General features: G+C 32.9%; 11 protein-coding genes. 4 read left to right on the forward strand and 7 right to left on the reverse strand.

Going from position 1 to position 14,058, the window contains the following annotated elements; all coding sequences use genetic code 11:
- Positions 1-6 precede the first annotated feature (6 nt).
- The 4 genes from H6622_05875 to H6622_05890 form a co-directional block, all read right to left on the reverse strand.
- A complete protein-coding gene (locus H6622_05875; protein MCB9061030.1) occupies positions 7-696 on the reverse strand; it encodes a response regulator transcription factor in 690 nt (229 codons plus the stop codon).
- Positions 697-721: 25 nt separating this feature from the next.
- Positions 722-2,305: a DUF3404 domain-containing protein gene (locus tag H6622_05880; protein ID MCB9061031.1), complete on the reverse strand. Its 1,584-nt coding sequence runs from the start codon at positions 2,303-2,305 to the stop codon at positions 722-724.
- Positions 2,306-2,403: 98 nt separating this feature from the next.
- Positions 2,404-2,955 carry an asparaginase gene (locus H6622_05885; protein MCB9061032.1) on the reverse strand — a complete coding sequence of 184 codons (552 nt, stop codon included), beginning with the start codon at positions 2,953-2,955 and terminating at the stop codon, positions 2,404-2,406.
- A 63-nt stretch (positions 2,956-3,018) separates the two neighbouring features.
- Positions 3,019-5,403 carry a hypothetical protein gene (locus H6622_05890; protein ID MCB9061033.1) on the reverse strand — a complete coding sequence of 795 codons (2,385 nt, stop codon included), beginning with the start codon at positions 5,401-5,403 and terminating at the stop codon, positions 3,019-3,021.
- Positions 5,404-5,630: 227 nt separating this feature from the next.
- Here H6622_05890 and htpG point away from each other — a divergent pair, with 227 nt between their 5' ends.
- Positions 5,631-7,559 carry a molecular chaperone HtpG gene (htpG, locus tag H6622_05895; protein MCB9061034.1) on the forward strand — a complete coding sequence of 643 codons (1,929 nt, stop codon included), beginning with the start codon at positions 5,631-5,633 and terminating at the stop codon, positions 7,557-7,559.
- 61 nt (positions 7,560-7,620) lie between these two features.
- A complete protein-coding gene (locus H6622_05900) occupies positions 7,621-8,916 on the forward strand; it encodes an aminotransferase class I/II-fold pyridoxal phosphate-dependent enzyme (GenBank protein MCB9061035.1) in 1,296 nt (431 codons plus the stop codon).
- Between the two features lie 9 nt (positions 8,917-8,925).
- Here H6622_05900 and H6622_05905 read toward each other — a convergent pair whose 3' ends face one another.
- Positions 8,926-9,393: a TraR/DksA family transcriptional regulator gene (locus H6622_05905; GenBank protein MCB9061036.1), complete on the reverse strand. Its 468-nt coding sequence runs from the start codon at positions 9,391-9,393 to the stop codon at positions 8,926-8,928.
- Between the two features lie 377 nt (positions 9,394-9,770).
- Here H6622_05905 and H6622_05910 point away from each other — a divergent pair, with 377 nt between their 5' ends.
- Positions 9,771-11,738: a hypothetical protein gene (locus tag H6622_05910; GenBank protein ID MCB9061037.1), complete on the forward strand. Its 1,968-nt coding sequence runs from the start codon at positions 9,771-9,773 to the stop codon at positions 11,736-11,738.
- Here the strand turns inward: H6622_05910 and H6622_05915 are convergent.
- Positions 11,735-12,160: a hypothetical protein gene (locus H6622_05915; protein MCB9061038.1), complete on the reverse strand. Its 426-nt coding sequence runs from the start codon at positions 12,158-12,160 to the stop codon at positions 11,735-11,737. The two genes, H6622_05910 and H6622_05915, sit on opposite strands and share 4 nt — an antisense overlap.
- 56 nt (positions 12,161-12,216) lie before the next feature.
- Here H6622_05915 and H6622_05920 point away from each other — a divergent pair, with 56 nt between their 5' ends.
- On the forward strand, positions 12,217-12,825 hold the full coding sequence (locus H6622_05920; protein ID MCB9061039.1) for a hypothetical protein: 609 nt from the start codon (positions 12,217-12,219) through the stop codon (positions 12,823-12,825).
- Here H6622_05920 and H6622_05925 read toward each other — a convergent pair.
- A complete protein-coding gene (locus H6622_05925; GenBank protein MCB9061040.1) occupies positions 12,811-14,052 on the reverse strand; it encodes a hypothetical protein in 1,242 nt (413 codons plus the stop codon). The genes H6622_05920 and H6622_05925 overlap by 15 nt on opposite strands.
- Between the last annotated feature and the right edge of the window lie 6 nt (positions 14,053-14,058).

Consider the following 14,058-nt stretch of genomic DNA (forward strand, 5'->3'; position numbering starts at 1 on the left):
AAAAAACTAATCAAATTTCAATCTGTAGCCAATTCCCCTGACAGTTTCAAAATTTAGGGCCGGTAACTTTTGTCGTAATTGTAAAATATGTGTGTCAACTGTTCGCGTTGTTGGATAATTATCGTAGCCCCAGACCTTATTAAGAATTTCTTCACGTGAAAATACACGATTAGGAGTATCAACAAATAGTCTCAAGAGATCAAATTCCATTTTTGTCATTTCGACTAACTTATCTTCATGAAAAACTTCTCTTGTACTAAGATCAATCCTTACAGGTCCCAGATCAATTTGTTCCTTGGGAGCTTGTTCTTGAGTTGATAATGTGTGCTTTAGCTGAGCTTCTCGCAATTGAACTCTAATTCTTGCGGCCAACTCTCTAGGTTCAAAAGGCTTAGTCATATAGTCATTGGCTCCTGTTTCAAGGCCTAAAATCTTATCTACAAGTTCTGTTCTGGCCGTGAGTAGAATAAAGGGTAAAATCGTGTTTGATTTTCTAGTTTCACGCAAAAAATCTATTCCTTGTCCATCAGGAAGCATCCAATCTAAAATAACTAAATCAAAATTATCCCTATTTACCTTATTGGCCGCATCCAAATCTTGAACGAGAGTTGTATTCATTCCCTCACCTTGTAAGTATTTTTGAATTGAAGGCCCTAAGTTTTGATCATCTTCAACTATTAGAATTCTTGGATTCATTTATTTTACTCCTTATATTTTTCTGTTAACTTTCTTTCAAAGGAAAATAAAGTTTGAATACAGAAGGTTTTTTTATGTAGGTAATTTTGCCACCAATTTCTTTCATCACAGTATATACAATATTTAATCCGAGGCCACTACCTTCAGACTTATTTCCTTTTACAAATGGTGAAACTAACTCCTGCAAAGAATATTCAGCTCCAGGGCCACTATCGAGAACATTTACAATTAAATGATTCTTATCACTATCAATCGTAACAGTAACTGGAGCTTTACCATGAGCAAAAGCATTTTCAATTAAGTTCTTTAAACATATTCCAAACCAATAAGTATCCATTTTCATCTGCAAATCATTTTTTAGAAGATTTAAAATGAAATTCTCATTGTGATCTTCGAAAAAAGGTGCACAAACTGACTCTGAAAGTTTATTAATAGACTCGACATCAGTTTTATTTAAAAAAATTAATTCTTTGCCACGTGAGGCATTTAAATAATTCTTACTTTTCTCTGTTAATCTTTGCAATCTATAGACGTCATCGCAAAGTCGAAAAAAGCTATCTTGAACATTTTCTCCAATTTCGTTGTAATGTTTTTTCATTTCCTCAATCTGCAACAACATACTTGCAACGGGTGTTCTAAATTCATGAGACAAAACCTGCAAGGCCATTTTCCTTCTTTCATCTTCTAATCGAGCTGATTTCAATCGTGTAAATAGAATGATAATAACGAGAATAATAATGGCCAAAGATCCAATAAAAAAAACTATCGTTGATGTATTGGCCAGTGAATAAAGATGTTTTAGATTGTATTCCCAACAAATATTTCCATCACGATAAAAGCATTTTCTACCAGATTGATAGTCCTTAAGTTGATAGGGAGAGTTTTGCACATACTTTTTAAAATCTTTTAAAAGATAAACATCATAGATGGATTCATCATAAAGTCCAAAGGAACGAATGAAAGCATAATTTGTTCCGGCCAGAAAACGTTGATTTTTTAGAAGGGATTTAATTCCATCTGGGCCTAAGTCATAAAAAAAGGTAAAGGGCTCACCAAGTTGCGGAAGTTCATTAAAATACGAATCAACCTCATCAGCGTGAAAGTAATAGAAGTATCGTTTTATCCATTCAAGTCTTCTCTTCTCTTTAGTCAACATCCTATAGGCAAGTAAGGCATAACTTTTTCCACTCGGGTGAATATAAGGTGCGGTTGAGAAGAATCCCTTTGGTAATAAGCGTCTTCGATTACAACGAAAATCTTCCCATACTTCGACTTTAGTCTGTAGAATGCCAGTGAAAGCACCAAAATCGTAGACCTTTTGCTCACAGCTCCTATCAGAAGAAAATATGGAATCTTCCGCATGTGCAGCATCCTTTGGGAAAGTATAGCTGGATTCAATTAATGAAATCTTATTGGGTCCAACAACCTGCATGGAAAGATCAACCTTTGCAATGGCCTCATTTTGATGTTGAAAATCTATTTTAAGTCTATCGATCTTAACACTATCATCATATGTCGGACGGTATGAGCCTTTTAAAAAAAGTGCAAAATAACCGGTGCTAAAGGCCATAAGAATCGCCGTCAATGTCAATACAATATAAACCTTCATCAGGGGCCTTCCATATGGTTTTAGAAATAATTCATAAACCTAGTGTATCTTAGGTGTTAATGATGTGTTAATTGTCAATTTGCTGTTAAAATTTACACTTAGCGAGAAATTCCTTCAAAACTTCGTAGGCTCTTGTTTTTGCGAACAAAGGGGACTGTAAAAAGTCTATTGTGAAATGAAATATATACCCCAGGAGAGACTATTTTAGCTGCATAAAGAGCTTCTGTCACATTTTGAGTAGCATCTGAGTCTTCAAATCCCATAGGTTTCATTGCGCCAGTGAAAATAATTGGAACCTGTGGGGTTCCAAGTTCCTTTAGGCAAAGAGAAGCAGTTTTTACCATACTATCTGTTCCGTGAAGCACTACAATTGGACAATCATTCCATAATTGGTTTTTAATTGACTTAACTAAGAAATCTCTTTCGTCTTCAGTCATTAATAGTGAATCTTTCGAAAGTACTGAAAAAACATCCAGTTGTGTATAATGAAGTCTTAATTTTTTGGTAATGAGTTCTTTAATTTGGGATTCCCTGTTTTCAAGTGTTCCATCAAATTCATCATAAGTTTTCTCAATTGTCCCGCCAGTCGTTATTAGTACAATTTTTTGTTTTGAATTAATGTTTTTAGCTTTTTTCTCTTTTTCCTGCATTGCACTATCCGGAGTAATATTGTTGTAATACATTTACATATCTAGGATCATATACACTAAAAATTAATATTTCTCTCCTAAAAACTGATCTTGGCAATATTTATTAAGTTTAAATTTATCAAGTGTAAAATGGCCGTCTTTTCCTTGAGAAAATGGGGACTTCTGAGTGAAACGATTTTTCCAAATATCAAAAAGAGATGCACTCATACGATAGGCCATAAAAAGTAAAAAACCATTTGCAAAAGTTAAAAGTTCAAAATGAAGTAAAGTATACGAAAACAGACCAAAAAGAACTGTATTAAAAAAGAACCCAATCCAATACATTCTATGGCCATCAAAAAGATGAAAAGCATTGAGACGTTTGATTGTTGCATTTTGAGCATTCTTAAGGTCTTCGCCCTGATATATAGAATCAAGACCCTTAACAAATTTTACCATCATGGCCTGTGAATAATAGTCTTTTTGATAATCATTAAATCTTTGTTCTTTTTTAACTCCTCTAATGAGCATGAGAAGTTCTTCTAACTTTTCATAATAATTTTTACCTCTATATTTTTTAATATCTTCAATAAGGTCTTTAACTTGATTTTCAAGATCAAATAGTGTTTTGTTTTCATTAATATTAAATTCGTCAAAAGACTTCTTAATTTCATCGAATTTAAACCATTTGTTGATATTTCTTGAATTAAAAACATTTGAATCATTAGACATTCCAACTTGGAAACCAAACAGAGTAATGTAACTTGTTACTATCCCTTGTGGAATAGTACCAGTCAAAAATACGAATGAATTTATAATGAGGGCCAGAACAGAAGCTCTAAGGAAAAATGCTTTTCGAGATGAATTTTTTAAACTTTTATATTTTCCAAATACATATTTTTTGAACTGTGCTAAATTTTTATCTATCAATCGTTTTTTTTCTAATTGCGTTTGAGGATCTGTGGTGTGAAGTGAAAAGTAGCTCAATAATTTAAAGTGTAAAAGTTCTTCAAATTGCACCATAAACTGCTTATAAAGGTCTGGATGCTTTATCCCAAGTTTATTAAGGTTCACTAAACTTTCGTTCAAATCTAAATAGTATTCTTGCAGTTCATTCTCGTGAGAAAAATCGATCTTAAGTAATTTTTGTAAAGTTTGTTGTGTTCCTTCTAAAAAAGTCTGTCCAGAATCATCTTTAGATTTTATTGCATTGTTTTCTTGGAATTGTTGATAAGATCGAATAGCTTCTTCATCATTTCCTGCGATAACAGATGTCTCTTTAGCGTTGAATGTTGGAAATTGTTTATTTATTATAGTGTTAAATTTTTTCTTAAATTTTTCATACTCATCTTGATGAAATTTTCCTATTTCATATAACCTATTTAATTTATCCATATAAATATTCATAATTTCAGTTTGAAATATTAAATTCTTATTACTTATCATTATAAACTGATTAAAAATAACTTCCCCATGTCTAAGAAATTTGTCCCTATCTTTTGAATCAATTGGAATTTCATCTTGAACGTCACTGTCATTAACTGAAATTTCTCTCATAAAAAGAAAATCTTCATCTAGTGACAAAGAAACTAAAACCTTCTCTATTTTTTTTGTAAATTCAAGATATTCCTTTGGATATTTTAGTCCCCAATCTGCATATTTTTTTATATTTAATTGAAATTCACTCAATTTCGCCTGGCCCAATTTTGTAAGTAATTCGTCAAATTTCCGAGGAGAATCTTCAATTAAATTTATAAGTTCTTCAGAAAGTTTTTGAAACTGCTCTAATCCAACTAAGTGAGCTTCAGTTACTTTTTCAGAAGCTTTATTCTGTTTATTCTTTTTGGGGACATTGATTTCTGGTTGAACTATTTTATAAATATCGCTAGAAATGACAACATCAAGTTTTCTTTTGAATAACTTATAGGAATCGGGGAATTTCTTTCCAAATTCAGTAAGCTTTCTCATTTTATCAGATATGGTGTTCATTAATTCGATTTTATAAAAAGCTTCCTGGTTAATTAATAGTTTTAATTCTGAAATTAATTTTTGGGAGTTTCTTTTAAATTTTATTTTTGCTGTGTTTTCTTGGATTTTTGAAGTTTTTTCGCTCAAAGGAATTTGCCCATTTTTACTTAATATAAGCTCTATGAAAGTTTTGACTTCACGTGGTTGATGTTCAATTTCATTTAGAATTTTATGAACAAAAGAATTATATTCATCAGGAAAATCCCCTCCAGAATCAACATGTGTTGATAACTTTTTTTTATAACCATTCAACTTTTTCTCATAAATTTTTGGAAACTCCTGATCAAAATTTCTCTTAGAGGCCGATAAATCTTCGAGGATTTCTTGCGACAATTTATTAAAATCTTCTAAAGATAATTTTTCATACTCACTTCCAATTGCATAGACAGTCACTTGATTGAAAAAAAGAACTACAGATATCAAATACTTAAGAAAATTCATAAAATCTCAATTTTGTTAGTTTGGAATTGATTTAACACTATTTTAAAATTGATCCAAACGAAAGGAGGTTTTTATGTAGTAAATACAGGTTGATTAATTTTTTAACACTCTGATGGGACTCAAAAATTACTTAACGCATTATCCTTTCTAAGGAGAAAATCAATTCTGGCCCTTGACAAAGATTTTAAAGATCCCATCTTCTCTTTGGAATCAAATTGGAGGTATAAATGACACAACGTAAAGGCTCAATTTCAGTACAAACCACGGATATTTTTCCTATTATTAAAAAATGGCTCTATTCTGAGCACGATATCTTTTTAAGAGAATTAGTTGCCAACGCAACTGACGCTATTACTAAAAGATCTCAAATCGCCAGAACTAGTAATCAAGAGATTCCAAGTGGAAAAATTCAAGTCGAAATAGACTCTAAAAAAGGTACTGTCAGCATCACTGACAACGGTTTAGGTATGACTGAAGCAGAGGTGGAGAAATACATTGCACAGTTGGCCTTCTCTGGGGCCAAAGAATTTGTTGAAAAATTAAAGGAACAAGGAATAGAACAAGAAAATGATATTATCGGAAAATTTGGACTTGGATTTTACTCTTCGTTCATGGTTGCTGATAGCGTCGTTGTAGAATCTCTTTCCATGAATGAAAATGCTGTTGCGACAAAGTGGCAATGCGATGGTGAAACAGAATATATCTTTTCTGATTCAGAAAAAAATGAAATTGGTACGAAAATCACTCTAACAATAAATGAAGAAAATAAAGAATTCTTAAACAAGTACAAAATAAATGAAATTCTTAAAAAGTATTGTACTTTTTTACCTTATGAAATTTTCGTTCATGAAATCAAAGAGAAAAAAGAAGATGACGAAAAATCTGATCATGAAACTCCAATAAATGACACAACTCCTCTATGGAAAAAAGATCCTAAAGAAATTACTGAAGATGAATATAAAGAATTTTATAGAAAAATGTTTCCTTTCGAATCTGATCCACTTTTTTGGATTCATCTCAATGTTGACCACCCCTTTACCTTACAAGGTATTTTATATTTTCCAAAACTCAACCTCTCTCGCCCTGTCCAAGAAAGCAACATAAAACTCTACTGCAGACAGGTCTTTGTTTCGGAAAACGTAAAAAATGTCATTCCAGATTTTCTCTCACTCCTTAAAGGAGCAATCGACTCCACGGATATACCTCTTAATGTCTCTAGATCTTCACTTCAAGGAGATCCTAACATAAAAAAAATATCAAATTATGTTATTAAAAAAGTTGCAGAGGCCCTAAAAACACTCTTTAAGAAAGATAGAGAAAAATATGAAACTATCTGGAATGATATTTCACTCTTTATCAAATATGGTGCAATTTCAGATACTAAATTTGATGACTTAATGAGAGAGAGAATTCTTTTTAGTAATAGTGATCAAAAACTTGTGACCCTTTCCGAGTATAAGGAAAGTGTACCTGAAAAATTTAAAGAAAAACTTGAGAACAAAATTATCTATTTTGAAAAAGGTAAGTCTGACGCTGCCTTAAGAAAAACATTAATTGCTCAGGGTGTTCAGGCCATTGAAACAGATGATCATATCGACCCTCACTTTATGCAACACGTTGAAGCAAAAAAACTCGACTCTATTGGAGAGATTACCTTTAGTTCTGTAGATGCTGAATTTCAAAACATTTTAGAATCTGAAAAAACTGATGAATCCGATATAAAAATTAAAGATTTATTTAAGAAATTTCTCTCCCCTTCTAAAGAAACTGAGAATGATAAAGAGGATAAAACGACAGAGTTGGTCTCTGAAGGACTTGAAGTTGAAATTCAAAAACTAAAAGGCTCTACAGCTCCAGCATATATCAAAGTTGATGAACAGATGAAGAGATTTTCAAAAATGGCCCAAAGCATGGGACAAAATAAGGACTCTTTTCCTATTAAAAAAACACTTGTAATTAACCCTAATAGTCCTCTCATCCAAAACGCTCTTACAATTTCACAGAAAGGTGGAAATGATGAACTCGTTGAAAAAATTTGTCATCATGTAGAAGATTTGGCCCTCATTTCCTCAGAGGGACTTAAAGATGAATACAAAGATCTGTTTGTCCAGCGAAGTCAAGAACTTATTCAAAAACTAACTGGTCTGGCCCTCTAATTTAGTATTGAAACTTCTCAAGTGCTATGAGATTCTCCTTTTGTAATGAAAGGAGAATCTCATGTCCAAATATAGTGAATTATCTTCAGATGAACTCAAAAAACTTGAAATGGATCTTTTGCTCGAACACAGAAATTTTGTTGAGCAAGGACTATCTTTGGACCTCACCAGAGGAAAACCTTCAACTGAGCAAGTTGCCCTTTCTGATAAATTAGATGGTATACTTGATAGAAATTTCCAAAGTAAAAGTGGAGTTGATGTTCGAAATTATGGTGGGCTGGATGGACTTCCTGAGATGAAAGAATTGGCCAGTGCTATTTTAGAAACTCCTAAAGACAATATCATTATTGGTGGTAATAGTTCTCTAACTCTTATGCATCAAGTTATTTCAATGCTAAATTTCTATGGAAAAGATGGCGATATGAATGGCCAAGAACTTTCATGGAAAGCAGAATTTGAGGTCAAATTTTTATGCCCAGTTCCTGGATATGATCGTCATTTTACCATTTGTGAAAGTATGGGAATTGAAATGATTAAGGTTCCCCTTAAAAATAATCAACTCGATATTGATCTTATTGAAACTCTTGTTAGGGAAGACTCCTCGATAAAAGGCATATGGTGTGTACCAAAATATTCAAATCCCACAGGAATAACCTATTCTGACGAAATCGTTGAGAGGATTGCAAAACTTCCAAAAATTTCCGGAGAGAACTTTGCTATCATGTGGGATAATGCATACGCTGTTCACGATCTATATGAAGAGAAAGATAAATTAAAATGTATCTGGGAATTATGTGCTGATAATGGAACCCTAGATTCACTCTATATTTTTGGATCAACTTCTAAAATCACCTTTCCTGGTGCTGGAATCGCTTTTATGGCGACTTCAAGTGCAAACTTGATTGGATTTAAAAGGTATTTATCTGCGATTACAATTGGGCCAGATAAAGTCAATCAGTTGAGGCATTGTGTTTTTCTTAAAAATAAAGAAGCGCTTTTAACTCATATGAAAAAACATGCCAAAATCATTCGTCCAAAATTTGAACTGGTTGAAGATAAACTTTCAGCGATTGCTGATCTTGAAATAGCTGAATGGACAAAACCAAAGGGGGGATATTTTATTTCATTCAATACACTAGATAACCTCGCCAATCGAGTCGTTAAATTAGCTCAAGAGGCCGGAGTTAAACTTACTCCTGCAGGTTCAACATTTCCCAATATGCTAGATCCGATGAATAACAATATTCGAATTGCACCTACATATCCCACAAAAGAAGACCTTGGAAAAGCAATTGATGTTTTTGTAACTTGCGTAAAACTCGCTTCTGTCGAAAAATTATTAAATAACATGGAATGATCATCCACCTTACAAAAACGGAATGACATTTGAACTTGTGTTTTCTTTTTCTTCTTCACCAAAACTAAGTTTGAAAACATTTTTGCTAACTAAAATGGGAACTTTTACCCCGTTTTTAGGTCTATCAGAGGAGATATGTGACTCAACTCTTTCAAGTTCCTCTTTACAAAGAATACACAGCTGTGCTGTTGGCCTAGCTTTAAGTCGATCCATAGAGATTTCATCGCCACACTCTTCACATTCACCAAAAACTCCAGCATCAATTTTATCCAGGGCATGATGAATTTTTGTTAAAAATCTCTGATCTCGACCCTTTAGATTTAAGATCAAAACATTATCCTGATTTGCCTGTAATAAATCCATTTCGTCTCCTGATTGCTTTATACTCAATTGGGCCTCCAATTCTTCATACCGTTGGAAATCGATGAGCATTGTTAAAAAACGATTTCTAAAATATTCCAAATCCCTATGGTTCATCTCAAACTCCTTTTGAGGTTTTTAGTTTTTTAAAAAGGAGCATTACCTTCCATGGCCAAGCTCCTTTTGAATTAGTGGTCTTCCATGACCTAAGAATATGAGTGCTAAAAATATGCCAATTATAATCTACGAATTATTAGGAGGTTACTTGCAAAGACCTAGGTCCAAAAAATAAACCAGTGACAAAAAGTAACTGCAACAAACTTATTTTTTTAAAGATCATAGTGTACATTTGACGTCAATAATACCTATTTAAATGTTCGTTTTCCTTATACTTTTCAATATATTACCAAAAAAACAAGTCTTTTATACAGGGTCAATTGACACAATTTTTTTTTGGAACTAGTTTGGTCAAATTGATTACTTTGGTGAAACTTATGAAGTCTACGTTTTTTATCTTTTTATTGCTCTGTCTTAATTTTGCAAACGCAAATGAACTTTCTGTTTGCGAAGAATTCTTCGAAGTAACACAAGATAGTTCGTACAGCGACGAATCTATTAAGCTCACCCTCCTGAGAACTGGACGTTATCATGAAGTTTATCCAGTTAAAAATGACAATTCAATCCAAGTCTTCAAGCAATTCATTTTGCCAAGCTTTACCTCTCATAGCCCTTTTATAATTATAGGTAAAGTTGGCGCAGGAAACTCTGGAAAATCAACTCTCCAGGAACACTTTTTAAATATTTTAGATTATACAGATGGCCCTTTGGAAATTTCAAAAACCGGAACAGAGGCAGGAATGACCAAAAGACCCGTGATTTTAATGAGTGATGTACATGAAGACATCATTGACACAAATATAAAAGAAAGAATAAATTCACAACCTACACTATGGCAATCTCCTGAGGACAGTACTAAAAGCGGAAATGCAATAGTCTATATGAACTCGAATGTCCCAAGTGAGATAATTTCCATTGATGCCCCTGATTTCGATACTAAAACTGCAAATAATCTTGAAAGTTCTATGGATGTTTTGAGAACAGCGGAAGTTATCATCTACCTTTTCAATCCAAACAACTATAAAAACTTTTCAAATCTAGAGCATATTGGAAATAGTCTTGCCGATATTGGAGAAAGGAAAATCATTCTCATGGACAGGGTTCCTGATTACATTTTAATGCCAGAGAGAATATACGATTTACCTGATGATAAAAGACTTGAAGTTGACGGAAGAATTAACGAACTTAAGACAATGTACGAAGAACAGTTTGATTTTGTTCGTGAACAACTCCATACACGTTTTGGTATTTCAAAAGAAGCAATCGTTGGTGAATATTATATGTTGGAATCACAAGGAGTGATGCTACGAACTAAGGAAGTTGAAATAGAGGCCAGGGGAAATTCTCCGGCCTTTAAAGAGCTTATCAATGGTTTCATTGAAGACCCAATGGCCATCAAAAAAGAAGTCTTCGGCAGCGCTCTCAGAAAAAATCTTGCGCTCCTTGAAGCAGAAGCTCTCATGCACAAAAAGCGAGTTGAAGAACTCGCTAGGGCAAATAAATTGCTGGCCAGAGATTTAGAAAAATACGTTTTTCAGTCTTTTGGTGAAATTCCCCGGGATATTTTAGACAGCAAAATCCAAGAAAGCTGGAGAAACTCCAAAAACAAGATATCCATGTACCTAGGACTTATCAAACATTATTTATCTTGGTCTGCATTAAAGATACTTTTTAAATTTTCTAAAAAGAAGTTTGATAAAATTTTTGTCGATACCCAAAAGATGGAAGACTTCATCGAAAAAAATAAACTTACGATCTCCGGACGACTTGAAAATCTAGATACTTTTCTTATAAAAAAAGTATCTGGTTATGAAAATATTTCTGAAGAAACAAAGGTTATTTTGAAAGATTCGATTTCAACTTGGAAAGAATCAACTTTGAGCGACGTTGAAGAAAGAGTTGAATCAATCTTATCAGGTCTCATGCCTGAACCACTTGAAGAGGAGCTAACCTATCTTTTTCGGGAAAAAACCGAAAGTACTTGGAAAGATAAAATGATGAGTGTTTGGCACAATTTTGCCGTTGTTGGCCTACCAATGGTCACTTTTACGTATTCCTTGTGGGATGGAAATGTTTCTCTATTTACCGAAGGGATCGCAATGTTTGGTTCACTGATGGCCTCGGAATCTTTGAACAAAAAGTTTGAACAGAAAGAGGCCAAAATTTATGATCCAATTGTTGATGAATGGTACCGAGAAATGCAACACGACTTGGTCGTAGATGGAAGGATTTCAGAACTTGAAGAAATACAGGCCTTCAAGGCCGGAAAATTGCCTACTCTTGAAGAAATTGAACAACAACTGCTTGATATTGAAAGTCTGAAAAAAGAATTTAATATACATTAAACATATTCATCTTCACCGCGATTAATGATGATCTCACCATTTTCAACTTTTCTACGTACAATTTCCATTATGCGCTCTCTGGCCTCCTGAACTTTAGTTACAGGCATGGGTGCTCCCTTAAGAATTGAATTTATGTCTTCTTTCAATCGAGAAGAGACTTTACTAAAAATAAAATCTCTTAACTCCACTGATCCAATTCTTAGGGAAAGTGCGAGATCATCAATATTAACTTCTCTAAGCAATTCTTGAAGCATAGAGAGAGTCAAGTACTGTAAATCTTCAAATGTAATCATGTTTTTTTTAATTAATTTGGCCATACGAGGATCTCGTTTTTGAATATCACTCAAGACTCTATTTCTCTCATTTGGAGCCAATCCTGAGAGCATTTTTGCTGCTTCACTCACTCCACCTTTAAATTTCATCAATTTCTCCTTGGTTTGAATATTTTTGCGTAGCAGGAACATAATGACAACTGTATTTGACTATTCTTCAAAAAAGAGGCATAAGACCTCTTATGGGCCTAATGTATATGCTACCTGTTTCGAAAGAAGAAACTGATAGACTTGAAATCAATAACAATCGACTTATTCTGAAATCCTATGGACTTCCGTTGGTTTTTTGGGGTTATTTTTTAGCGATTACAAGCATAATTGGTGTTATGTATATTATTATTAAAGGTCCTTTAAATCTATTGGCCAAGAACGCTAATCTAGTGGATTTTGTCCTGCTGTATTCAGTTTATTTTATTATGATTTTTATACCTCTCTTTATATTGACTGCATTATTTTATGAAAAATGGCTCATAAAAGATGGTAATAAAATAACGATATGTCACAGATTTTTCTTTTTACCTCTCTTCAAAAAATCTATGACTCAATGTGACTTAGAAACTCAATTAGTGATAGAACATCTTCTTGACTCTCCCAATATTGCCAAAATGAAACAAAGCCCAGATCTAAAAGGATTTGAAAATCGTGGTTATTATCAACTTTTTCTTAACAATGAAAATGGAAAAAAGATTCTTTTAGACAGACACTCACGAAAATCAGATCTTATAAAAATCAAACAACTACTAACGCAATTTTGATTTTGAAAGAATTTCTTCGCACATTAGATTCAGACGTAGATCTTGGAAATCATCAATTTCTTCATTTTCTGGCAAACCAAAAAATTCAGGTTCAAATATATAGGGAATGTTTACTAGTTTCGCTTTTTTAAATAACTTCAAAATACTGAGCCTCTGCAATATATCATTTGCATTTAACTTCCCAAGACCCGCTTTAACTTCCACATTTTTTGCGGTTAAATCTTCCTCAACCAGATCCTGGTAATGTTTCAGAATGATTCTAATGAGAACTTTATTAGAAAAATTTATTTTTTGGGAAACAACAAGTCTTAATAGAATTTCCATATCTGCAATTTTTTTAGGAAATTCAAAAAAAGTAAAAATATTAAACAATTGAACTAACCTTTTTCGTAGTAACATTTGATCAGAGACATTTAAAAATGAAGCTAATTTTATCTCTTTTGTATCCAAAATATTCATATTTTTTCTTTTAAAAAGATATCCGGCCTTTCTAGTTTTCTTAACGACTTTATTCATTTTATGCACTAAAGTTCTGTCAAAGTTAAAGTTTCGTAAATGTGCAAAGGTGTGGTTGAAAGTTTTTTTAGTGGCCCATTTTATGGGTTCTAAAAAAAAATAATCAAGTAAAACCCAATGGTTTTTAGACCAAACAATATTTTCACTATTTGCATCGTTCACATTTTCCATAATAGAAAACAAGCGAGAGATTTGGAGAAGATCTAACTCCATCTCTCTTTTAATATTTTGATCACTTACATTTTTCATCTCATATAGGTAGTGTGAGAATTCTACAAATTCAACAACGATTGTCTGATCTTCATAACTACTTAAATCTTTGTAAATTTTTGGAATAGGAAAATCTAGTTCCTCAAAAATAGGATAGAGAAGCATTGTCCCTTCGAATGAAAAATGATTGCACAACCTAATGGCCAGTGGCAGAGAGTTTTCATCTGTCTTGATTTTAAACACAAGATCATTCTGACCTCGTCCCTGGTAACTTTCTATTTCAAAGTCTCCCTTGAGCGTTTTAAGTGTGAAATTAGAAAACTTGGAAGAAAACAAGGCCACGTAATTTTCTATAGACTGTTCTATTCTAGATGAATCTGATTCTATAATTCTTTGATAGACATTTTTTTCATAGAAGTCGCGAATCTCATCAGGAGTGTAGGCAGCGCTTAAACAGCTTGAAAAATATATAAAGAAAAAAACTGAAAAAACAATTTGCATGACTTA

This window comes from Halobacteriovoraceae bacterium, from assembly GCA_020635115.1.
In the GTDB taxonomy this organism is placed as follows: Bacteria; Bdellovibrionota; Bacteriovoracia; order Bacteriovoracales; family Bacteriovoracaceae; genus JACKAK01.

What these genes read in the sequence shown, in the direction of transcription:
- H6622_05875 (MCB9061030.1), bottom strand. Translation starts at nt 696, where the DNA reads ATGAATCCAAGAATTCTAATAGTTGAAGATGATCAAAACTTAGGGCCT.
- H6622_05880 (MCB9061031.1), bottom strand. Translation starts at nt 2,305, where the DNA reads ATGAAGGTTTATATTGTATTGACATTGACGGCGATTCTTATGGCCTTT.
- H6622_05885 (MCB9061032.1), bottom strand. Translation starts at nt 2,955, where the DNA reads ATGCAGGAAAAAGAGAAAAAAGCTAAAAACATTAATTCAAAACAAAAA.
- H6622_05890 (MCB9061033.1), bottom strand. Translation starts at nt 5,403, where the DNA reads ATGAATTTTCTTAAGTATTTGATATCTGTAGTTCTTTTTTTCAATCAA.
- htpG (MCB9061034.1), top strand. Translation starts at nt 5,631, where the DNA reads ATGACACAACGTAAAGGCTCAATTTCAGTACAAACCACGGATATTTTT.
- H6622_05900 (MCB9061035.1), top strand. Translation starts at nt 7,621, where the DNA reads ATGTCCAAATATAGTGAATTATCTTCAGATGAACTCAAAAAACTTGAA.
- H6622_05905 (MCB9061036.1), bottom strand. Translation starts at nt 9,393, where the DNA reads ATGAACCATAGGGATTTGGAATATTTTAGAAATCGTTTTTTAACAATG.
- H6622_05910 (MCB9061037.1), top strand. Translation starts at nt 9,771, where the DNA reads ATGAAGTCTACGTTTTTTATCTTTTTATTGCTCTGTCTTAATTTTGCA.
- H6622_05915 (MCB9061038.1), bottom strand. Translation starts at nt 12,160, where the DNA reads ATGAAATTTAAAGGTGGAGTGAGTGAAGCAGCAAAAATGCTCTCAGGA.
- H6622_05925 (MCB9061040.1), bottom strand. Translation starts at nt 14,052, where the DNA reads ATGCAAATTGTTTTTTCAGTTTTTTTCTTTATATATTTTTCAAGCTGT.